This window comes from Campylobacter sp. CCUG 57310 (genome assembly GCF_013201975.1).
Taxonomy (GTDB): domain Bacteria; phylum Campylobacterota; class Campylobacteria; order Campylobacterales; family Campylobacteraceae; genus Campylobacter_A; species Campylobacter_A canis.
In genome coordinates, this window is the sequence record NZ_CP053845.1 from 1,603,491 (window position 1) to 1,626,428 (window position 22,938).

Consider the following 22,938-nt stretch of genomic DNA (forward strand, 5'->3'; position numbering starts at 1 on the left):
TTGAATAAAATTTGTGCGATTTTATAAAATAATTTTAAATTTGAGAAATTTCAGCTGCGATTTTTGGTAAATCATCGCTGATTTCATAAAGATTCAGATCTTCGGCACTGATGGCTTTTTCCTCGATCAAAGTAGTTTTGATAAAATCGTCAAGCTTGCCCCAAAACTCGCTTCCGATAAGATAAATTTTAGCTCTTTTATTGCGAATTTGAGCAAGAACCAAAATTTCAAAAAGCTCATCAAGCGTACCAAATCCTCCTGGGAAAATCAAAAACGCCTTTGATCTTTCAATAAGCGCAAATTTGCGTGCATTCAGGCTCTCAAATACGAATTTGCTAGTCGCATAAGGATTTGTCATCTGTTCAAAAGGAAGGACGATATTTAGTCCTATTGAAGGGCTCTTGCCGCTATCAAAAGCGCCTTTATTAGCAGCTTCCATTATGCCTCCGCCTCCGCCGCTAACTATGGCAAAGCCGTCATTTGCAAGCGAGTAGGCAAGCTCGTAAGCCATCTTACAGAATTTATTATCAGGCTCAAATCTAGCCGAACCAAAAAACGTAACGCTAGGATTTTTATACGCGGCAAAATCCCTAAATTTCGTTAAATCATTTAAAATTTTTTCCATTATTTCTCTTTAAGTCCTATTTATAAGGCTTAAGCGGTAGATTAAGGCTGCTTTGCTCAAACAAAAGCCTTCAATCGCTTAAGCGAGCGAATTACCTAAGCTGCTCCAAGCGCTCTTTTTTGCTTCCTATTTGCGTTATCTGGATACCGAAATTTCCATCCACGATAACGACTTCGCCAAGAGCTACGACTTTATCGCTGATTAATATCTCAAGCGGATCGTTTGCAAGCTGATTTAGCTCGATTACCGAGCCTATATCCATACTTAAAACATCTTTTAAAAGCATTCTTTTTGAGCCGATTCGCACCCGTATAGGCAGGCGAACGTCCATGATAAGACCGATATTTCGCATCTCTTCGGCGCTAAATTCGCTCTTTGCGCCGTCATCTTGACTCTTTGAATTTGCATTGCCGTCTTTATGGTCTTTGTTAAAAAATTTAACGAAAGAAAAATCAACCACAACTCCGATTTGTTCTTGTATATCTTCGATATTTACGGTATATACGTAGAGTTTTTCAAATGAACTTATATCGAAATTCGAGCTTTCGTCTATGAAATTTACCTTTGAAATTTCAAAATTCAGCTTCGGCATATTTTTTTGCGCGCCAAGCGAAGTTGCAAAAGCGCCCATTATGTTTGAAAATATCTCTTTTGTAGCGTCAAGCTCATCTTCGCCAAGCTCGTCGTTTCGCGAAATTTCCTCTTCGCCCATCATCCACTCGCTTACCGCACTCATTAGCACCGGTGTAGCTACGAGTATCATTTTAGCCGTTATATCGCCGCTTATATTTACGTTTGCTACTGCCAAAGGAGGCTTTACTCCCTCTTGATTTGGGGCATCATATTCGGCTTTTGGGCCTATATCGGGGGTTTTGCCGGTAAGTCCTTCGATGGTCGCTTTTACTTCATTTACAAATAACTTAAAAAATTCATTCATCATATTCGCTGCTTTCATCTAACATATTATCGTCATATTCGTTATGCTCTTGCTCGTAACTCATAAGTTTTGCTTTGCGCTCTTCTTCATACTGCTCTAATATATGCTTAATCTCGTCCCTATCAGTTCTGATAAGCTCTTCTATCCTGATTGATTTTCTAAATCTATGAAGTCCCACTTCTGCTAAAAAGACATCTTTTTTATCGATTGTTACGATAGCTTTATCATTAGCCGAGCGATCAAGACGAAGTATATCGCCCTCTTTTAAATTCAAAAATTCATCTACGCTTATATTTGCCTTACCTAAAATCGCCTCATAAAGCACTTCGGCTCGCCCGATTAGAGTCTTAAGCTCTTTATTTCTACTCTTTTTTGCACTTGTTTCGCCAAGCATTATATCGCGGTTTGCCAAACGGCTTAATATCGGCTCAAGATAGATAACGGGATAACATATATTTATCATACCGCTTGAATTTCCTACAATGATCTCCATAACAACCATGATAACGATTTCGTTTTGAGAGACTATTTGCACGACGTTTGGACTACTCTCTTTAGCTTCTACGTTTGGATACATGTCGGTTATCATGCTCCAGCTATCCTTAAGACGCTGCATCATCATTCTAAGGATCGCGTCAAGCAAATTTACCTCTATATCGGTTAGCTCTCTGCTGGTTTCAAATCCTTCGCCGTTACCGCCAAGCAAGCGATCTATCATCGGGAAGGCTATACTTGGATTTATTTCAAGAACGCAGTTTCCATCAAGCGGTTTAATGGAAAACACGTTAAAGCTGGTAGGACTTGGCAAGCTCATCAAAAATTCGCCGTATGTCATCTGATCAACGCTATGCAAGCGAATTTCAACGATGCTTCGCATAACGCTTGAAATTTGACTTGCCAGGTTTCGTGCAAGCTTATCGTGAATGCCTTTTATCGCGCGAAGTTGCTCTTTAGAAACGCGATTTGGGCGCTTAAAGTCATAGATAATTATCTGTCTTTGATCTTCTTGCGATGAGCTTCCTATATCGCTTGTATCGCCGTCCTCATCGACAACTTCAAGCAGCGCGTCTATCTCTTCTTGACTTAAAATATCAGCCATTATCTACCCTCAAGCCTATCTCTAATCTTACTCATTAAACGTTTATGAATTTGCGAAATTCTCCCTTCGGTAATATTCAAAATTTCGCTAATCTCTTTTAAATTTAACTCTTCATAATAGTATAGCTGAATTATCAGCTGATCGCGCTTACTAAAGGTGGATAAAATTTGCTCGATATTTTCTATCATGTCCTCTTTTTCAACTCTATCAAGCACGTTTTCTTCGCTTAAAATTTGCATCTGATCATCTAAACTAAGGGTCATCACAACTGAACTTACGTTTCTGGCATCGCGAATTTTATCTATATCTTCATCAAGAACGCTAGCTAAATACTCATCGCTAGGCTCCTCTTCGTGAGTATTGAAATATTCGTCAACCAAGCTGTCAATGCTCTTTATAAGCGCTCTGCTGGCTCTGCTTACCACATCAAGGCTTCGCAAGAAATCAAGCATCGAGCCGTAAACTCTTTTTTTAGCATAGCCCCAAAACGAGTCATTTTGCTCCTTATCATACTTGCGAGATAGCTTGATCATCTCTTCAAGCCCGGTGCTTATGAGGTCATTTACGTCTATGTGCGAAGGCAGGCGTTCTTTTAGCCGAAAAGCCATCGCGCGCAGTGCCGGCATGTACTGCAAGACTATATCGTCTTGCTCTTTTTTTATCGTTTGCGCATAAGCGTTAAGCTGCTTTTGCTTTGCTCTGTCCATGCTTTTTGCTACTCAAAGTTTGCTTAATAAGCACATTTTCCACCGCAAGCTTGGCAAGCAGGCTATCTATACGCTTTTCTCTTATGCCAAGCTCGGATATGAGATAATCAGCCGTCTCTTCATACTCCTCTTTGCTGTGCCCTTTTAAAATTCTCTTAGCGTCGATGTAGTTCATGATGATGATGTGAATAAGCAGGTAAAAGACAAATGTTATAAGAAAGGTATATACCATCATCTCGATAGGTTCGCTTACTTTTAAAGTAACAAACATAAGCCCTATGAAAAAGCCGCACACCGTAAAAAACGCTATAAAATTTTCCGCTCTCAAAATTCGTCCTAAATTTAAAATTGCTCTATCAAACGTTTAAAAAAGCCCTTAAAGCTCCTATTATCCGTCGTATCAAGCACTTTTCGTTCCAATCTGTAAAGTAGCCTTGAAGCGATATCCTTCATCTCGCCGCTACTTAAGCTAAATTCACTCTCCTGAGTAAAAAGTGTTCGCTGCTTTATGCTGCGCGATACGTTTTTATCATCACTTAAATAGCCCAAAAGCTCAAGCTTCAGTTCGCTTCCTATATTTGCGCGCGCTACCTTTTGGATATTTTCAAAAATTCTAACCGCTTCTTTTTCGTTTTTAACCATGTTAAAAACCATAAGCATGTTGTCTTTTATCTTTGAAGTTACTTTTATAACCGCGTAGGCATCGGTAATCGCCGCAGGATCAGGCACTGTTACTACTATCACCTCATCGGCGGCTTCTAAAAACATATGCGTATTGCCGCCTATGCCCGCGCCCGTATCGATGATGAGAAAATCAAGCCCGTCAAGCACGCTGGCCTCATCTAAAAATCTCTCATATAAAAACTGGTTGTTAAATTTTAAAATTTCATCGCCGCTTTCGCCAGGAATCAGCGTCAAATTCGGCTTTATCTCGATTAAAACATCTTTTAGCGAACACTCACCCTTTAGCACGTGAAGCAAATTTTTACTAGCACGCACATTGAGTATCACATCTAAATTCGCTAGCCCGATATCCGCGTCAAACAAAGCCACTTTATAGCCGTTGTTTGCAAGGATGTTTGCCAAATTTGCGCTTATCGTGCTCTTGCCAACGCCGCCTTTACCGCTTGTGATAGCCACAAAATGAGTGTTTTTGGCTCTTTTATTTGAAGCTACGAGAGATTTTAGTTTATCGGCTTGACTACTCATCGTTTGCTTCCTTTTCAAAGCCTTCCAGCACGCACTCGACTAAAAATTCGCTCTTAGCCACCATGATATCATCAGGCACCTCTTGCCCGACCGAAAAGAAGCTAACGGGCGTATTTGTCTCATAAATAAGCGAAAAGACGTTACCGAAAATTTTCGTCTCGTCAAATTTGGTGATAATTAAAGTATCTATATCAAGAAATGAAAATCCATCGTAAATTTCAAGCAGATCTTCGACTTTTGAGCCCGCAGAAAGGACTAAATTCACATCTATCTGCGCATCCGCACTCTTTAAAAACTTCTCAAGCCTTGCTAGTTTTTCCTTATCATACTGCGAATTTCCCGTCGTATCTATTAGTATCACGTCGCAGTGATTTAGCTGCTTTATCGCGCTTTTAAAGTCCTCAACCTCGATCACGTCAAGTATCGGCAGCTTCATCATCTTAGCATACTGAAAGAGCTGTTCAACCGCCCCGATCCTATAAGTATCAAGGGTGATAATGCCCGTTTTATAGCGCTTCTCGCCGCTATAAGCAAACCGCGCGGCAAGCTTGGCAAGAGTGGTAGTCTTGCCGACTCCCGTTGGTCCAACCAGCATCATTATCTTTTGTTTTTTGTTATCTTGCTCGATCCTGCACGGAAGCATCTTGCGAAGCAGAGAATAAAAATACCGCTTAACGGCGTTTGGATTTGTTTTCATCGAAGTTGGCATATTTTGGGTTGTAGTTTGCATGATCGCTTCTAAGTGCTCTTCCTTCATACCGCTTTTTTTAGCCGCTTTATAGATACTTGCAAATTCAGGCGGTATCACGAGGTTATTTCTGCCAGGTGCCTTTTCTTCCCAGATCATGTCGGCTATCAAATTTACCTTATCGCTTAGCGCATTCATCTGCTTTGCTACATCATCGATTTTTTTGCTATAGCCTTCGGGATTGTCGTTTTGTATGCTTTGCATGCCGCTTGATTTGGTTATCTCGCTTATCTCTTTTGCGGCTTTTGAGATATTTACAAGGATATTATCATCGCTTTTAAAATCGTTTTTAGTACGGGATTTACCAAAGAGCTCATCGTCCGAAACGGTAAAATCGTTTCTTAAAGGAAGCTCTTCTATCTCAAATTTCGGCCTTTGTTCAAATTTGTTATTTTGGTTTTGAAATTTATCATAGCCCTTTAAATTCACGCTCTTTGCGACTTGCTTTGGCTCATCTTCCTCTTCCACGCTTACTAAAATTTCATAAAGAGGCTTTTTGTTTATCGTTTTTGGTCGAATTTGCTTAGTGGTAACCAGCATAGCTCTCTCTCCGCACTGCTCCTGCGCCTTTTTAAGAGCTTCTATGCTACTTTCGCCCGTAAATGTATAAAGCTTCGTTGCCAAATTTACTCCTTACCTAACCCTTTTCATTAACCCAAGCGGCAAAATCACGCTTAACCTGCTCTTTGCTCCCACATGCGGAAGAGTAAGTCTCGCGTCATTTCTACTCGCTCCGCTAAAATATAAAACATCTATATCAAGCGTTCTTGGCGCATCCTTAAAGCTACGAATCCGCCCAAAACGCCTCTCTAAATTCGCCGTTATTTTAAGAAAATTTCTAGCACTTAGGCTAGTTTGAATCAAAACTGCCGAATTATAAAAATCCGCTTGCTCTTTAAACCCAAAGGCTTCATTTACTAAAATTTCGGAACTCTCTACGATATGTATCCGTTTATCGTTTTGCAAAGCTCTATAAAGCCTATCAAAACGCTTTTTAACCTCTCCGATATTACCGCCAAGTCCTAAGACTGCGACATTTTTAAAGCCGTGTTTGTAATTTAAAACTCTCGGGAAAAAAACGCTTTTTTCAAAACGTCTCATTCCGGCTATCTTCATAAAATTTCAGCTCCGTCTTGGCGAACCACTACGACATCCTCGATCCTTACGCCAAATTCACCCTCGATATAAATCCCAGGCTCCACGCTAAAAACCATACCCTCTTTTATGATCTCGTTTGAGCGGGCAGAGATAAACGGAAGCTCGTGTATATCAAGCCCCACACCGTGTCCCGTAGAGTGAAAAAACTGCTTTCCAAAGCCTTGCTTTGCGATAAATTCACGCGCCGCCGCATCTATTTCGCAAGCTTTTTTACCGATTTGAACGGCTTTGATAGCTAAAATTTGAGCCTCTTTTACTATCTCGTAAATCTCTTGATGCTTTGAGCTTTTAAAATTTTGCTCTTTTGAGAAGTTAAAATTTTCATCAAAGCACGCAGTTCTAGTTCTATCAGAACAGTAACGCTTAAATTTTACACCGGCATCAAGTAAGAGCAAATCGCCATGTCTTAGCTTCTTTTTGCTTGGCAAGGCATGCGCTTTAGCCGCATTTTCATTTATTGCAACGATCGGGCTAAAGCTAAGCTCAAGCTCGCCGCGCTGCTTAAATATAAGCTCGGCATTAAAAAACAGCTCCTCTTCGCTCATTCCCTCGCCGTTTTGCCTTACAAACAGAGCAAATTCATCAAAGCACTTTGCTCCAAGAGTTGCTGCCTCTTTTAAAATTTTTATCTCGTCTTCACTCTTTACCATGCGTGAAATTTGTGAGAAATTAGGCTTTGGCGTGAAATTTATCCTAAGATTTTTACTAAGCTCGCTAAATGCGCCGTAGCTAAAATCAAGCGGGTTAAAATCCATCTTTTTAACTCCGTTTTTGCGCAAAAATAGCCTAGTATCCTTTATTAAAGAGCGCTCTATCTCAACGACATCGCACCCTTTGGCAAGCTCTCTTGCTTCGATAGCGTATCTTGCGTCGGTCAGGAAAAATTTACGCCCGTTAATGCTTAAAAATATCGCATTATCACAGCTATATCCGCACTGCGCATAGATAGCGTTTTCATCTCTTAGGATAAAATTTTGCATTCTTACTCCGCTTTTTGAGCCGCTCTCATCGCTTTTACTTGCTCAAAAACTTGAAGCATGCCGATCATAGCCAGATGGTATCCCACAGGTCCAAAGCCTATGATTTGACCTGCGGTAACAGGTGCGATCATGCTTTTTTGTCTAAATTCCTCTCTGCGGTGGATGTTGCTTATATGCACTTCAATAACTGGCAAATTTACCGCACTTAACGCATCTCTAATGGCGATTGAAGTATGCGTGTAAGCGGCAGGATTTATGATGATACCGTCAACCTCGCCAAAACACTCTTGAATTTTATCTACGATTTCACCCTCTAAGTTGCTTTGAAAAAATTCTATGTCTATGTTATTTTGCTCTGCAAAAAGCTTCATCTGAGAGTGTATGTCCTCCATCTTCATAATGCCGTAGATATTAGGCTCTCTTGTGCCAAGAAGGTTGATATTTGGACCTTGGATCACCATAATTTTGAAATTTCTTTCCACGTTTTATCCTTTTCGTAAATTTTAAATTTAGCTTTAATTATACATTTTTATTTCTTATATCATACTTCTATGATTTGAGTTTTTTTGCTACAATCACACAAATTCGGAGTTAAAAAATGACAATTATAAAAGCCAAATTTATCATGCTCTGCGATGAGAATTTCACTATCTTAAAGGATAAAGCGGTAGCATTTGAGGATATAATTTTAAAAACGGGCGAAGCAAGCGAGCTAATTAAACAATTTCCGCAGGCTGATTTCATAGACGCAAAAGACGCTATCATCGCTCCTGCATTTATAAATCCGCATGTTCATCTTGAATTTAGCGCAAATAAAACAAGCCTGATTTATGGGGATTTTTTAGAGTGGTTAAGTAGCGTAATAGCCTCTCGCAGCGAGCTTTCAAAAGAAGCGAACCAAACGCTTATAGCAAAAACCATAAAAGAAATTCAAAGAAGCGGAGTGGGCACGATAGGCGCTGTTTCAAGCTTCGGAAGCGACTTTGAGCCTTGCGTAAAAAGCTGCGCACGCATAATTTATTTTAATGAAATTTTAGGCACAAACGAGCAAATTTTAGAAGCTAACAAACAAAATTTCATCTCGCGATTTAAAAAGAGCAAAGAGGCGCAAAACGAGCTTTTTATCCCCGCGATTTCGGTTCATTCGCCCTATTCCACTCATCCTGAACTGGCAAATTTCGCACTTCAAATCGCCCGCGATGAAAATTTAATCGTATCGACTCATCTTATGGAATCAAACCACGAAAAAGATTGGCTTACGAATGGGTCCGGCGGGTTTAAAGAGTGGCTTGGCAAATTTAACAAATCAGCCACGCCTTTTTATGACGTAAATAGCTTTATATCGCTATTTTCCGGCATCAAAACGCTCTTTACGCACTGCGTTTATCTTAACGACTTTAGCAAATTTGAGCGCGAATTTCATAGCGTTACGCATTGTGCATTTTCAAACCGCCTGCTTAGTAAAAAGACACTAAATTTACAAAATTTAATTGACGAAAAAATTCCTTTTAACATCGGCACGGACGGACTTAGCTCAAATATAAGCCTGAATTTTTTTGATGAGTTAAGAGCTAATTTATTAATCCATAGCGAATTTAATCCTCAAAATTTAGCCCAAATTTTAATGCTAGCTTCAACTTCAAACGCAGCAAAAGCTTTAGGGCTAAATTTAGGAGAGATCGCTACGGGAAAAATCGCTGACATAGCTGTTTATGAAGGGTTTGGCGAGATCAAAGAAAGCGAACTTGCACTTATGCTTTTACTTCACACTAAAAATTGCCAAAGTCTTTACATAAACGGCAAAATTTGCGAGCTTTAAGATTAAATACATGGCAGGATTTTGATTAAATTTATGAGCGAATTTTCATAAATTTGCTACAATCTTTGTCAAATTTATGAAATTTAAAAAACAAAAAGGAAATTTATGGGATTTTTAAAATTGATATTTTCGCCTATCATCGCGATTTTAAAATTTATAAACACTTATTTTAAGGCGATGATATTTCTGCTGATCTTGTTTTTGATATTTTCAAGCGGCGATAACAATGGCGTAAATGCGCCAAATTTAGCCCAAATAAACATCTCAGGCGCGATCAGAGACAGCTCAAAAACGCTTGAAGAGATACACGCCGCAAGCAAAAACGATCAGATAAAAGGCGTCTTGCTATTCATAGATAGTCCGGGCGGCGCACTTGCTCCAAGCACAGAGCTTGCAATAGCGGTTAAAAATTTAAGAGCTAAAAAACCGGTCATTGCCTACGCAAGCGGATCAATGACAAGCGGAAGCTACTATGCAGGAGTAAACGCAAATAAAATTCTAGCCAATCCGGGCTCGTTTATCGGCTCCATCGGCGTCATCTTGCAAGCGCCCGACATAAGCGAACTGGCAAGCAAGATCGGAGTGGCACAGCAAGTGGTAAAAGCGGGTGAATTTAAAGAGGCGGGAACGTTTGCCAGAAAGTGGAACGAAGCTGAGCGTACCGAGCTTGAGCGCCTAGTCAAGCAATCTTATAATATGTTTGTAAGTGATGTTGCGGCGGCTAGAAATCTTGATATAAACACTAGCGATCAATGGGCAAATGCACGGGTATTTTTAGCGAGCGAAGCGAAAAATATGGGCTTAATCGATGAGCTAAGTGACTATTATTCGGCACGAAAAGAGATAGAAGAGCTAAGCGGTGTGAGCGAGCCTGCTTGGAAACAAAAGCCTAAAATCGAGAAATTTTTAGACGAGTTTTTGCAAAAAAATGTAAATAGCTTTTTGGATATGTTTTTAAACACGAGTGTAAGATAAAATAGGCTTTGTTAAAATGAAACATTGATATTTGGCAAAATAAATATTGCTCCTTCTATCCGTAAAGTGCTAGGCTAGATATACACTGCAAAATTAAAGAAAGTGGCTGATGTAGAGCTACTTTCGAACTACGTGTGATATTTCTACACAAGTATTGGTTGTGCTTTTGAAGTCGCAAATCTCACAATCAAAACTTTATCTTAGCAGAACCATAAAATATTTTTGGTTTTATTTTTTATATTTAGTGTCCAAAAGTACTAGGATTTTATCCAAATTTTATCCTAAAGAACCATATCTGTATCATAATGCAAAAATACTTGATGTAATTTAAATGGCTTTGTAACTGTATAAAACTATAATTAGATTTATGATTTTTGATACCAATCGCGTAAGATATATTTAATTAATATTTTTTCATAATTATAAAAATAAAATAAAAAATTATAATAAATAAACTAATTTTAAATTTTAAATTTATATAATTACACCGTGGGTCTGAGACAAAAACATCCCTTCCCTTTCTTTCCCTTCCCGTGTAGTCTCAGGCCTTGCAAATTCGTTATTTTAAACCACTTAATAACTTTTATTTAATTAATTCTTTATTATTAAATTTAATTTATAAATATAAATAGTTGTTCGTTATACAATCTAAATAAATTCTTACCGCCAAAAGCATTATAAGCTCGTATAGTATAAAAAATAAATTAGAAATAAAATCGTTTAATTTAAAGAATTAGAAGACATTTTGCGTATTATTACCAAATCTTAAAAACGTAAATTTGCATAAAGAAAAATTACCAAATTTATCTTTGGAGGCTAAAAATATAAAAGTCAAATTCTTTTAAGCCAAGCATAGCTGTCGCTTGCGAAATTGGAGCTAAAAAGCCTTTTTAATTTTAAATTTAGCCTTGCATTAGGCGCGTTTTTAAACTCACTTGATTGATATATCAAAATCCATTTAACACGCTCGTCAAGATTTTTTAAGAAATTTTCTCCACCCTCAAACATTACCAAAGGCTTTTCAAAAGCATTTTCCAAGCTATCTGAAATCTCAACATTGCGGTTTTTAACATTAAAAAGAGGGATACTTTTATCGAAATTTTTATCTCTTGAATATATCAAAATATCAGGATTTTTGCCGTTTGAGATAAGTCTAGTATCAAGTGTAGGGCGATCGATCCTAACCGTATTTCCGCCGATTACCAACATACCGCACACGCTTCTAAGCTTATGGGAATGAGTTCTGCTAAGTTCGTTTGATATTATTCCTCCACTTGTTACTCCGTTTGCGCTAAGGGCGAGTTTAAAAAAGCTAAAATTTCCGCTTTGCCAAGCTAAAAAAGGCTCTATAAGTTCATCTGCAGCCTCTTTTAAAACGCCAAATTTTACTTTTATTCCGCTAGCTTTTAAAATTTCAGCACCGCCGGAAGCGATTTTGTTTTCATCTATTCTTGCGATGATAACTTCGCTAAACCTAAGCTCTTTTAGCAAATTTGCGCAAGATGGGGTTTTGCCCTCGTGAGAGCATGGCTCAAGAGTAACGTAAGCCTTAGCATGCTCTAATAAATTATCGTGGTTTTTAAGTATAAATTCGTAAGTAAATTTGGGCTCTAAATCGGCATTTTCAAGATCTAAAATATCGCTAAAATTTAAGTTAAACTCGCGGTTATACTCTCTTAAAAATTTAGCTAAAAAATCTTTATTGATGGTGCAAAGTGCAAAAAACACGGCTAACGGTTCGGCATGCAAAAAGCCTGCTTTTTTATGAGCCTTTATAGCTAAAATTCGTCCGTTTTTATCTAGTATAACACACCCTACAGCCGGGTTTGGATAGGTTAAAAGCTGAAATTTCCAAGCCTTTTTTATAGCAAGAGACATATAAAATTCATCGTTTATCATTGATAGTCCAAGAATTTGAGATAATCAAAATTTAAGCGAAAATATCGTGAGAAAATTTAAATCAAAATAAAGCAAATAACCTATCCTCGATTTAAATTTTCAAACTCATTAAAAAAGCTCACAAAAATTTTAAAATCTCTGACCGATGGTAAATTCAAACGTACTTGTCTTATCCCCCGGCTTTTTGCCTATCGGTTTAGCAAATATCAGCTGCAAAGGACCTATAGGCGTAATCCACTCTATGCCACCGCCGGCACTATATCTTGTTATCTCGTTTAAGCTGCTTTCGCCTATCTTGCCGTAGTCAAAGAAGCCAAATCCACGCATTTTAACGCGGTCTATCAAAGGAAAGCTAAGTTCTGCGGAGTTGTTAAATGAAATTCCGCCACCGATCTCGTCACCGTAGATATTTTTCGGAGTAACCGTTCTTGAATCATATCCGCGCAGGTTTCTAATGCCGCCTAGATAAAGCTTTTCGTTGATAGGCACATAGCCTCTATCCCAAATTTTGCCAAAGCTTGCCTTGTATCTTAGGATAAGATCGTAATCAATCCACTCTCTTAAGCCCAAATACCAGTTAAAATTCGTTCTGCTCTTTAAAAATTTCTCATCTCCGCCAACGCCAGCGAATTCAAGACTGGTGCTTGCCATGATGCCCTTTCTAGGTAGGTAATAATCATCAGTGCTGTTGTAAGTAATAGCAGGTATTAAAGCGCTCTTTATGCTTTTACCCTCTCTGTAGCCGGTTCTAAGAAGAGTTTGGCTAAGCCCTTTGATGTCGCTTTGTTCTATAACATAAGAGAGTGAAGCACTTAAATTTCTAGTGATCTTTCTACCAAGCGTAGTAGTAAAACCGTATGATTTCTCTTTATAATTATTCCAATCGTAGTCATTGGCATAAAGCGTGCCGCCAAGGCTGTATTCCGAATCAAAAATTCTAGGATTTGTAAGTCCTATCTGACCTGATAGCTCATTATCGCTTCTATCTACGCTTATAACGCCCTTTAGTCCTGAACCAAAGACGTTGGTATCAGAAACACTCGCATTTAATAGCAATCCGTCCGAGCTTCCATATCCTATACCGCCACTTATAGAGCCTGTTGAAGCCTCTTTAACATCGACTAAAAGATCAACTTCATTTACGCCGACTCTTTCTTCTTTTATCTCGACATCTTCAAAATAACTCGTTCTTTTAAGTGCCGCCTTGCTATCTTCAAGATCGGTTCTATTATACAAATTTCCTTCGGTAAGATACATCTCTCTTCTTACTACTCTATCGATAGTTCTATCATTTCCTGAAATTTGCACGTTTCTTATATATGCTTTATCTCCGGGAACTACTTCGTAAGTAATATCAACCGTATGCTCGTCTGAATTTTTAAACGTCTGAGGTATAACTCTTACAAACGCATATCCCTGATCGGCTATCATATTTTCAAGCTTTTGGATATCTGATCTTAAGCGAGCCGAATTCATTCTATCTCCGGCTTCAAGCTTAAATTTCTTAACCATCTCCCTTTCGTCAAGTTCAAGGAAATCAGGTGCCTCTATGCTCACGTTTGATACGGTATATGGCTCTCCTTCGGTTACGTAGTAAGTAAGATCCGCCATATAGTTATCCATATAGGCGTTAAGATAAGGAGTTGAAACCGTAGCGTCCAAATAGCCTTTTTGGAAGTATTTATCTTGAATTCTCGCAGAGTCGTTAGGCAGTTCAAAGAGCTTAACCTTACCGTCGTTTCTGCCCCACATCCAGCCCATAAATTCACGCTGCTTATTGGCTACGACAGGCTCTATATCGCCGTAATCAAAAACTTTAGCGCCTATTAAATTTACTTTTTGGATTATCATATTTTCGCCACGGTTGATATTAAGAGTTACAAAGAGGCTACTCTCACTTCCGGCAACCGGCTCTTTTTTCACGTCTATAACGGTATCAAAATACCCCTTTGACTCGTAATACTGCCTGATACGCTCTTTGGCTCTATTTATGGCAAGCTCGTCATACATATGACCTTGTTTTATGCCGATAAGTCCATCTATCGCCGTTTTATCGTTTGTAACGACGCCTTTTATATCAAGTCTTGCTATACTTGGTTTTTCTTTCACCACTACAAGAATATCGCCGTTGCTCTCCTCGATATAAATATCATCAAAATAATTTTGCCTAAATAAATTTGATATGGCTCTATCGGTGCTATCGCCGGTCAGCACATCGCCCACTCTAAGCCCCATGATCTCCTTGGCAACTTCAGGAGAAAGATGCAAAAGACCCTTAAAATTTATAGACTTTATCTCAGTAGCGCCGCTAAAACATACCGCAGCAAGTAGTAAAAAAACGCTTTTTTTCATTGAATTTAACCTAAAAATGAGTATTAGGCGGTATAATAACACATTTTAATTTTAAACAATATAAATTTAATAATTTCATAAAGGCAATCACTATGAAAATCGGAATTATAGGGCTTGGGCTTATCGGAGGCTCGCTTGGACTCTGTCTTAAAAACGAAAAGCTAATCTCTTGCGTTAGCGGTCTTGATATAAGCAAAGAGCACGAAAGAAAGGCTCTGGAACTAGGCCTTGTGCATGAAATTTTATCTCTTGAAGAGATGAAAAAGAAGTGCGATATCATATTTCTTGCAATCCCTGTCGAAGCGATAATCAATATAGTAAAAGAATTTGAAGACATAGACGAAAATACAACCATAATCGATCTTGGAAGTACAAAACAAAAGATCATCGAAGCAGTTCCTGAAAAGATAAGAGCAAATTTCGTCCCGGCTCACCCTATGGCGGGCACTGAATATTCAGGTCCTACGGCTGCATTTTCAGGGCTTTTTAACGGAGCGGTTGTTGCCATTTGTGATTTTAAAGAGAGTAGCGAAAAACATGTAAAAAGATCAGTCGAGCTATTTTCTCACCTTGGAATGAAGATTATATTCATGGGCGCAAAGGAGCACGATCACCACGTAGGGCTTATCTCTCACCTTCCTCACGCCATAAGCTTCTCGCTTGCGGCAGGAGTTTTAAAAAAAGAGAACAAAAAAAACATCATCGCTCTTAGCGGCACGGGTTTTAACGGAATGATAAGAATCGCCAAAAGCTCGCCCGTAATGTGGAGTGATATATTTAAGCAAAACAAAGACAATCTAATAAGCTCTATTAAAATGTTTAAAGACGAACTTGCCGTGTGCGAAAATTTGGTGCGCGAAGAGAGGTGGGACGAGCTTAGAGATTGGATGAGCGAAGCTAGAAAGATACGCGAAATTTTATAAATTTACTTGAAATTTATAGCTTTTTAGTAAAATTCAGCAAAAATTAAAATTAGGAAAATTTATGAGAAGACGCGGAAGAAATTCAAATTTTATAGCTTACGGCATTATTGTCGTTTTGCTTGCGGTAAGCGGATTTTTGCTTTTTACATCAAATACGTTTGAGAGAGAAGCTCCGCAAATCGGTATTGAAGATGAAATTTATTGGAATTTAAAATCCCCTTTGCAGGTTAAGATAACCGACAATGTTGCCGTAAAATCAGTAAAAATAGTTATGAACGACGGAGCAAACGATATAGTCTTGTCAAATCAAAAATTTGACGCTCCAATCGGTTCGCTTGATCTGAATATAACTTTTCCAAAGACGGGATTTGCCGCGCAAAAAGATCTTTATACTCTCAAATTTGAAGCCGTAGATACGAGCAGATGGGGCTTTTTCTTTGGTAACAAGGAGAGCAAAGAGGTAAAAGTAACGGTAGATAGCAAAAAACCCGATCTTCACATCCTAAATCACTCCTACGCGATAAACAAAGGGGGCACCGCTACAGTCGTATTTAAGGCAAATGACGAGAGGTTAAAAGATGTCTATATCGAGTCAAATTTCGGCAAAAAATTCATCCCTACCAAATTTTATCAAGACGATCACTACGCGTCTTTAGTGGCTTGGCCGGTGGATGAAAGTTCATTTAGCGCCGATGTGGTAGCGGTTGATCTTGCAGGAAACGAAAGCAGAAGCAAGATAAGGTTTTTTTACCAAAACCGAAGCTACCGCGTTTCTAAAATAAAACTGGATAATCAAAATAGATTTTTAAATGAAAAAATCCCAGATCTTGCGCAACAATACGCAAAAGATTATGAAAGCATGTCAAACGTAGAAAAGATGAAATTCGTAAACGAAACCCTAAGAGCGGCGAACGAAAAACTCATAGCCGACGCTACGTCTAAAATTTCAACCGAAACGATCAGCGAATTTGGTCTTAAGAAATTCTACCCGCTTAAAAACGGCAAGGCGGTAGCGAGCTTTGGCGATCATAGATACTATACCTTAGGCGATCAAGAGATAAGCGAATCTTGGCACATGGGAATAGATCTTGCTTCTACCCAACGAGCGAACATCGTTTCAAGCAATGACGGCATAGTAGAATTTGCAGGAGAAAACGGAATCTACGGACAAAATGTGATAATAAATCACGGATTTGGCGTATTTTCGCTTTATGGACACTGCACGTCTTTGACGGTAAAAACAGGCGATGAAGTAAAAGCGGGCGATATAATAGGCACAACGGGAGTTAGCGGACTTGCGATGGGAGATCATTTGCATTTTGGAATGATAGTGCAAGGCATAGAGGTAAGACCCGAGGAGTGGATGGATACGGGCTGGATGAAAGATAACGTTTCAGGCGTGCTAAATTCGGCAAAAAAAATGATAAGTGGCAAATAACTAGAATTTGTTACCAAAAATATGTATAATTAGAAAAAATTTATGAATTTTAAGGGAAAATTTTGCAACAAACAACGATAAAAAAAGCTGTTGAAAGCGTTGGTATCGGGCTTCATAAAGGTGAGCCGATAAAAATAACACTGGAACCGACAAGCGCAAATACGGGTATAGTTTTTTACAGAAAAGATCTTGGCGTTAGCTACAAAGCAGAACCGAAAAACGTGATCAATACTCAAATGGCAACGGTCATAGGAGGAAAAGAGGGCTACATATCAACGATCGAGCACTTATTAAGCGCTATTAGCGGGTATGGCATAGATAATATTCGCATAGTTCTTGACGCCAACGAAGTGCCAGTAATGGACGGAAGCGCGATAAGCTACTGCATGATGCTTGATGAAGCTGGGATTCAAAAGCTTGAAGATCACAAGCGCGCCATAATCATCAAAAAAGAAGTTCAAGTAACAAAAGGCGAAAAATTTGCCAAAGTAACTCCGTCAAAAAACCCTAAATTTGACTTTACTATCAAATTTGATCACCCGATTATAGGCGAACAAAGATATGTTTTTGAATTTAGCAAAAGTTCTTTTATAGAAGAGATTGCAAGAGCGAGGACTTTTGGATTTTTAAAAGATGTCCAGATGCTTCGCGCAAACAACCTTGCCCTAGGCGGAAGCTTAGATAATGCCGTAGTAATCGATGATACTCGCATACTAAATCCTGAAGGGCTGAGATTTAAAAACGAATTCGTGCGCCACAAAATTCTTGATGCGATCGGCGATTTAAGCCTTATAGGGGCACCTTTGATGGCTGATTATACTTCATTTGCCGGAAGTCATGAGCTAAATCACGAATTAACCGTAGCTATTTTAAGCGATGTTAAAAACTATGAAATTGTTACTCTTAAAGGCGATTTGGCACTTGAGTATCAAAAGGTATTTGCATAAAACATATCCAAATTCTCGTAGTTGCGCTGTCCTCTCCGATTATTGTCGGAATTTACGATAATGACGGCAAATTCATACAAAAAATGATAAGCGATAAAAAATCCGACGAATCGCTTATCGAAATTCTTAATGAACTTACCAACGAGCAAAAATTACAAATTTCAAAGATTATTTACGCAAACGGACCCGGAAGTTTCATGGGGACAAAAGTCTCTTATATAGTCTTAAAAACTTTTAGCATGGTTAAAGAGTGCGAATTTTACGCTATAAGCGGATTTGAATTAAATGGAAACGGAGCAATAAAAGCAAACAAAGCCTTAAGCTTCGTAAAAACAGGAGATGAAATTTTGCTTCAAAAGGCAGAGCCTAAAGAATTTGAATTGCCGTTAAATTTAGATGTTTTAAATCTAAATTTAGATACTCTACCAAACTACGTAATTCAAGCGGTTTAGGAGATAATTTGGTCATAAAAGTTCCTGCAACAAGTGCAAATTTAGGGCCCGGTTTTGACGCATTAGGGCTTGCTCTAAGCCTATATAACGAAGTTGAAGTAACGAGAGCCAAATTCTCTTCTATAGCGATTTTTGGAGAGGGTGAGGATAATATAAAATTAAAAAAAAATAACTTATTCTTATCCGTTTTTAATGAAATTTACTCAGAACTTACAGGCAAAAAGGACACTTTTCGCATAATCTTTAAAAACCAAATTCCTTTTTCAAGAGGTCTTGGCAGCTCTTCTGCGGTTATAACCTCAGCAATTGCGGCAGCTTATGCGACAGCTGAATTTAAAGTCGATAAAAACATAATTTTAAATAAAGCTCTGATCTATGAAAATCATCCCGACAATATCGCTCCTGCAACGCTTGGAGGATTTGTAAGCTCGGTGGTTAGTAAAAATCAAGTAATGCACATCAAGAAATTCATCAAAGACGATATAAAAGCCGTAGTAGTGATCCCTGATAAACCGATGAGCACTAAAGAATCGCGCACAAAGCTACCCAAGAGTTATCTTATGAGCGAATGCGTAAACAATCTCGCTCACGCTTCGTTTTTGACGGCTTGCTTTTTTGAAGAGAGATATGAGCTATTAAAAGTTGCGGCAAAAGATATGATGCATGAAGATATCAGGATGAAGTCGCTTCCCGAGCTATTTGACGTAAGAAAAACAGCCTACGAAAACGGAGCTTTGATGAGCACTCTTTCAGGAAGCGGCTCAACTATGCTAAACATATCTTATAAAAATGACGCATCAAATTTGAAAGAGAAGTTAAAAGATAAATTCAAAAGCTTCAGAGTTGAAATTTTATCCTTTGATAATGATGGATTTATAATAAAAAGCTAAAAAAAAGCAAACAAAAGATATAATAATGACTCAAAATTATATTCCTATCAGGATGTGTGCGGTATGCAAAACTCGCTTTAGTCAAGCAAATTTACGCAGATACCGCATAATCGACTCTTCACTTTTTCATGGCAAAGGAAACGGTAGAAGCTTTTATATATGTGAAGATTGTTTGATAAAAGATGAGAAAAATTTAAAAAAATCGCTCGGTAGAGTAGCGGGGAATTTTATCGCTACTCTGCAAAATGGGCAAAATTTAAAGGAGATACTCTTAAATGGCGAATATTCGGATTTCAGAGATAGCAAATGAACTTGGCTACAGCAGCAAAGAGGTACTGGAAAAAGCTATCGAACTAGGACTAAAAGTCAAAACTCACTCAAGCGGAGTTACGCCTGAAGAGGCTGAAGCGCTATATACTTTTGTTCAAACGGGAGAAATTCCTGAAAGCTTTCAGCAAAAGCCCGAAAAGAAAAAAGTAGAGCCTAAAAAATCAGCATCAAAAACGCCAAAAGAGAGTAAAGAGACAAGCAAAACAGAAAAAAAAGATACCAAAAAAGAAGAAAAGCCAAAAGAAAACAAGAGTGAAGATAAAAAAACAGAAGCCCCAAAGAGCCAAAAACCTAAAAAACCGGAGCCTGTAGTAGCAAAAGAAGAGATTGAAGAGCCGGCAAAAGAGAAGGAGGCTGCAAAACAAGATCCTATAACAGCTCCTCAACCCAAAGAGAGCTTAGCTGACGTAAGCCTACAAAAAAGACGCGGGCTTATGATAGTTAAGAAAAAAAGAGATGAAGCTCCTGCACCAAAACCCGCAAGAGAGATAAAAGAGCCGAGCGAGCCTGCTAGAAATTTAGAAAGTATGTTTGCTTTTAGCGACGGCGAGAGCATAAAAAAGAAGAAAAAAGAGAAAAAGCCTGTAATTGCAACCAAAAAAGACGGCGCTCAAAAAGTTGATTTGCTCGGTGACAGAGATCTTGGCGATATAGTTTTAGAGGATGAAGACGTAGTGGTATTGCCTGATTTTTCGGTAAGAACTCCGGCACCTCAGCCTACCCAAAAGACCAAACAAACGAATACCTTTAAACCCGCATTAAACAACTCAATCGGTTCATTTTTAGAGCAAGGTATCGGCAGACGACCAAGAAAGAAACACAAAAAATCCTCGCGCGATAACTCAAATAAAGAGATAATCGACTCCGTAAATATACCAAAAGAGATCCGCGTATATGAATTTGCAGAGAAGATAAACAAACAGCCAAGCGAGATCATCGGTAAACTGTTCATGCTAGGCATGATGACTACTAAAAACGACTTTTTGGATGAGGATGCGATCGAAATTCTAGCAGATGAATTTGGAATTGAAGTAAATATCGTAGATACTCAGGAAGAATTTGACTACGTAAAAGCTTACGAAGAGCAAGTCGATGATACGAATTTAACTGAAAGAGCACCGGTTATAACGATCATGGGACACGTTGATCACGGTAAAACCTCGCTTCTTGACTACATTAGAAATTCACGAGTCGCATCAGGCGAAGCTGGCGGTATAACTCAGCACGTCGGCGCTTATATGGTAAATAAAAACGGCAAAAATATCACATTTATAGACACTCCGGGACACGAAGCATTTACGGCTATGCGCGCAAGAGGAGCGAAGATAACCGATATAGTTATCATCGTAGTTGCAGCAGATGACGGTGTAAAACCTCAGACCAAAGAGGCTGTAAGTCACGCAAAAGCAGCAGGTGTTCCTATCATAATCGCCATAAATAAAATGGATAAAGAAACCGCAAATCCAGATATGGTAAAAACCGAGCTTGCAAATCTTGATATACTCCCGACCGACTGGGGCGGAACGTATGAATTTGTGCCGATATCGGCTAAAACAGGTATGGGTGTTGAAGATCTGCTTGAAATCGTACTTTTGCAAGCGGAAATTTTGGAGCTTAAAGCAAATGCAAAAGCAAATGCAAAAGCTACTATCGTAGAAAGCTCTCAACAAAAAGGTCGCGGTTCGGTTGCAACCGTCATCGTTGAAAACGGTACGTTAAAAGTTGGAGATACTGTTGTAGCAGGAGTGGCTTACGGAAAAATAAGAAGCCTGCTTGATGACAAAGGTAGAAATTTAAAAGATATCAAACCGGGAGAATGCGGTGTCATCATAGGACTTAGCGAAATTCCGGAAGCCGGTGAAACTTTAATAAGCGTAAAAACAGATAAAGAGGCGCGAGAATACGCTCAGAAAAAAGCCGAATACTTACGCCAAAAAGAGCTTTCAAAATCAACGAAAGTTACTATCGAAGAGCTTAGCGAAAAGATAGCCGAAGGAGAGTTAAAAACACTTCCTGTTATCGTAAAAGCCGATGTTCAAGGTTCGCTTGAAGCCATTAAAGCAAGCCTTGAAAAGCTTAGAAATGACGAAATAAAAGTAAATATCATACACTCGGGCGTAGGCGGTATCACTCAAAGCGACGTGGCCCTAGCTCAAGCAAGTGAAAACTGTGTGATTTTAGGATTTAACATCCGTCCAACGGGCGAGATAAAAGACAAAGCCAAAGAGAGCAAAGTCGAGATAAAAACATACAACGTAATTTACAATCTACTTGATGATATAAAAACACTACTCGGTGGTCTTATGTCGCCGATCGTTCGCGAAGAACAGCTCGGTCAGGCTCAGGTTCGCCAAGTTATCAATGTACCTAAAATCGGTGCTATCGCAGGCTGCCTAGTAACCGAAGGCACTATCAACAGAGGCGCTAAAATCAGACTTATCAGAAACGGCGTAGTCGTTCATGAAGGCACCGTAAGCTCGCTAAAACGCTTTAAAGACGATGTTAAAGAGGTAGCCAAAGGCTATGAATGCGGTGTTGGCATCGAAGGCTATAACGACATAAGAGAAAACGACTATATCGAAAGCTTTAAAGAAGTAGAGGAACAAGCCACTCTATGAATCCGACCGAGATAAAACGACTAAGAACTCAAAGCGTACTTAAAGAGCTAATCCCTGAAGCTCTTGCCACTCTTGAAGATAGTATTTTGCGTGGTTTATGCGTAACGGACGTAGAGTGCAAAAAGGGCAGATACGACGCATTTGTATATCTTGACAAGATGGCTTTTGACGAGCACGAGCAGGCTTACGTTTTAGAACATCTAAAAAGAGTTTCAAAATATCTGCAAAATCACTGTATGGCGGCTGAAGGCTGGTATCGATGCCCAAATTTTCATTTCAAATTTGACGATAGGCTGGAGTATCAAAATCATATAGATAGTCTTTTTGATAAAATTTCAAAGGATTTAAATAAAAATGCAAAATCTTGAAAAATTAATAAAAGAGTGCGGTGTAGAGCTTTACGATACTGAAGTTGCAAACGAAAACGATAGAACCATTTATAGAATTTACATCACAAAACAAGGCGGAGTAAGCTTAGATGATTGTGAAAAAGTCTCTAGATTACTATCTCCGATATTTGACGTAGAGCCTCCGATAAGCGGGGATTATAACCTTGAAATTAGCAGTCCCGGACTTGAAAGAAAACTTGAAAAACCAAGCCACTTTATCGCAAGCGTTGGGGAACTAGTCAAAATTTCAGCCACGATAAACGGCGAAAATAAAAAACTAAAAGGCAAATTATTATCCGCAAACAGCGAAGATATAGAGCTTGAATGCGAAGATCAAAAGTTCAAAATCAAAATTTCAGACATAAAAAAAGCCAAAACATATTTTGAGTGGTAAATTAAAATTTGTTGCTCAAATTTAAATTTACACTTTCAACTTTACAAAC

The 22,938-nt window shown here is 38.7% G+C and carries 23 protein-coding genes; 11 read left to right on the forward strand and 12 right to left on the reverse strand.

What is annotated here, in order from left to right:
• Positions 1-34 precede the first annotated feature (34 nt).
• The 10 genes from CORI_RS08075 to aroQ form a co-directional block, all read right to left on the reverse strand.
• Positions 35-628 carry a TIGR00730 family Rossman fold protein gene (locus CORI_RS08075; protein ID WP_254064986.1) on the reverse strand — a complete coding sequence of 198 codons (594 nt, stop codon included), beginning with the start codon at positions 626-628 and terminating at the stop codon, positions 35-37.
• A gap of 88 nt (positions 629-716) precedes the next feature.
• The gene (gene fliY, locus CORI_RS08080; RefSeq protein ID WP_173031552.1) at positions 717-1,565 is read right to left on the reverse strand and encodes a flagellar motor switch protein FliY; all 849 of its coding nucleotides are present in this window, start codon (positions 1,563-1,565) and stop codon (positions 717-719) included.
• Positions 1,555-2,661, reverse strand: coding sequence for a flagellar motor switch protein FliM (fliM, locus tag CORI_RS08085; protein WP_173031553.1), 1,107 nt, complete (start codon positions 2,659-2,661; stop codon positions 1,555-1,557). Before fliM ends, fliY begins: the two co-directional genes overlap by 11 nt.
• On the reverse strand, positions 2,661-3,368 hold the full coding sequence (locus CORI_RS08090) for an RNA polymerase sigma factor FliA (protein WP_173031554.1): 708 nt from the start codon (positions 3,366-3,368) through the stop codon (positions 2,661-2,663). Before CORI_RS08090 ends, fliM begins: the two co-directional genes overlap by 1 nt.
• Positions 3,340-3,696 (reverse strand): hypothetical protein, encoded by a 357-nt coding sequence (locus tag CORI_RS08095; RefSeq protein ID WP_173031555.1) that lies wholly within the window; start codon positions 3,694-3,696, stop codon positions 3,340-3,342. The genes CORI_RS08090 and CORI_RS08095 overlap by 29 nt, the downstream gene beginning before the upstream one ends.
• Before the next feature lie 14 nt (positions 3,697-3,710).
• A complete protein-coding gene (locus tag CORI_RS08100; protein WP_173031556.1) occupies positions 3,711-4,577 on the reverse strand; it encodes a MinD/ParA family protein in 867 nt (288 codons plus the stop codon).
• Entirely contained in the window at positions 4,570-5,949 is a 1,380-nt protein-coding gene (flhF, locus tag CORI_RS08105) for a flagellar biosynthesis protein FlhF (RefSeq protein WP_173031557.1), read from the reverse strand. Before flhF ends, CORI_RS08100 begins: the two co-directional genes overlap by 8 nt.
• A 9-nt stretch (positions 5,950-5,958) precedes the next feature.
• On the reverse strand, positions 5,959-6,441 hold the full coding sequence (folK, locus tag CORI_RS08110) for a 2-amino-4-hydroxy-6-hydroxymethyldihydropteridine diphosphokinase (protein ID WP_173031558.1): 483 nt from the start codon (positions 6,439-6,441) through the stop codon (positions 5,959-5,961).
• The gene (locus CORI_RS08115; protein ID WP_173031559.1) at positions 6,438-7,463 is read right to left on the reverse strand and encodes a Xaa-Pro peptidase family protein; all 1,026 of its coding nucleotides are present in this window, start codon (positions 7,461-7,463) and stop codon (positions 6,438-6,440) included. Before CORI_RS08115 ends, folK begins: the two co-directional genes overlap by 4 nt.
• A 2-nt stretch (positions 7,464-7,465) precedes the next feature.
• Positions 7,466-7,945, reverse strand: a complete 480-nt coding sequence (gene aroQ / locus CORI_RS08120; RefSeq protein WP_172200824.1) for a type II 3-dehydroquinate dehydratase — start codon at positions 7,943-7,945, stop codon at positions 7,466-7,468.
• A 116-nt stretch (positions 7,946-8,061) separates the two neighbouring features.
• Between aroQ and CORI_RS08125 the strand changes: the two genes are divergently transcribed.
• Together CORI_RS08125 and sppA are read left to right on the forward strand one after the other, a co-directional pair.
• Entirely contained in the window at positions 8,062-9,282 is a 1,221-nt protein-coding gene (locus CORI_RS08125; protein WP_173031560.1) for a metal-dependent hydrolase, read from the forward strand.
• A gap of 105 nt (positions 9,283-9,387) precedes the next feature.
• Positions 9,388-10,257 carry a signal peptide peptidase SppA gene (gene sppA / locus CORI_RS08130; RefSeq protein WP_173031561.1) on the forward strand — a complete coding sequence of 290 codons (870 nt, stop codon included), beginning with the start codon at positions 9,388-9,390 and terminating at the stop codon, positions 10,255-10,257.
• Positions 10,258-11,088: 831 nt separating this feature from the next.
• Here the strand turns inward: sppA and ribD are convergent.
• Entirely contained in the window at positions 11,089-12,156 is a 1,068-nt protein-coding gene (gene ribD / locus CORI_RS08135) for a bifunctional diaminohydroxyphosphoribosylaminopyrimidine deaminase/5-amino-6-(5-phosphoribosylamino)uracil reductase RibD (RefSeq protein ID WP_173031562.1), read from the reverse strand.
• A gap of 129 nt (positions 12,157-12,285) precedes the next feature.
• Entirely contained in the window at positions 12,286-14,508 is a 2,223-nt protein-coding gene (bamA, locus tag CORI_RS08140; protein WP_173031563.1) for an outer membrane protein assembly factor BamA, read from the reverse strand.
• 92 nt (positions 14,509-14,600) lie between these two features.
• On the opposite strand from bamA, the gene CORI_RS08145 reads away from it, so the two are divergent.
• The 9 genes from CORI_RS08145 to rimP all read left to right on the forward strand — a co-directional run bounded on the left by CORI_RS08145 (position 14,601) and on the right by rimP (position 22,889).
• Complete coding sequence (locus CORI_RS08145) at positions 14,601-15,431, forward strand: prephenate dehydrogenase (protein WP_173031564.1); 831 nt, start codon at positions 14,601-14,603, stop codon at positions 15,429-15,431.
• Positions 15,432-15,492: 61 nt separating this feature from the next.
• Positions 15,493-16,869 carry a M23 family metallopeptidase gene (locus CORI_RS08150; RefSeq protein ID WP_173031565.1) on the forward strand — a complete coding sequence of 459 codons (1,377 nt, stop codon included), beginning with the start codon at positions 15,493-15,495 and terminating at the stop codon, positions 16,867-16,869.
• A 62-nt stretch (positions 16,870-16,931) separates the two neighbouring features.
• A complete protein-coding gene (gene lpxC, locus CORI_RS08155) occupies positions 16,932-17,816 on the forward strand; it encodes a UDP-3-O-acyl-N-acetylglucosamine deacetylase (protein ID WP_173031566.1) in 885 nt (294 codons plus the stop codon).
• Between the two features lie 83 nt (positions 17,817-17,899).
• Positions 17,900-18,268, forward strand: coding sequence for a glycoprotease (locus CORI_RS08160; RefSeq protein ID WP_172200841.1), 369 nt, complete (start codon positions 17,900-17,902; stop codon positions 18,266-18,268).
• A gap of 8 nt (positions 18,269-18,276) precedes the next feature.
• Entirely contained in the window at positions 18,277-19,158 is an 882-nt protein-coding gene (gene thrB, locus CORI_RS08165) for a homoserine kinase (RefSeq protein WP_173031567.1), read from the forward strand.
• Positions 19,159-19,183: 25 nt separating this feature from the next.
• On the forward strand, positions 19,184-19,468 hold the full coding sequence (locus tag CORI_RS08170; protein WP_173031568.1) for a DUF448 domain-containing protein: 285 nt from the start codon (positions 19,184-19,186) through the stop codon (positions 19,466-19,468).
• Positions 19,434-22,106, forward strand: coding sequence for a translation initiation factor IF-2 (gene infB, locus CORI_RS08175; protein ID WP_173031569.1), 2,673 nt, complete (start codon positions 19,434-19,436; stop codon positions 22,104-22,106). Before CORI_RS08170 ends, infB begins: the two co-directional genes overlap by 35 nt.
• Positions 22,103-22,474, forward strand: coding sequence for a 30S ribosome-binding factor RbfA (gene rbfA / locus CORI_RS08180; protein WP_173031570.1), 372 nt, complete (start codon positions 22,103-22,105; stop codon positions 22,472-22,474). Before infB ends, rbfA begins: the two co-directional genes overlap by 4 nt.
• Complete coding sequence (gene rimP / locus CORI_RS08185; RefSeq protein WP_173031571.1) at positions 22,461-22,889, forward strand: ribosome maturation factor RimP; 429 nt, start codon at positions 22,461-22,463, stop codon at positions 22,887-22,889. Before rbfA ends, rimP begins: the two co-directional genes overlap by 14 nt.
• Positions 22,890-22,938: the final 49 nt, after the last annotated feature.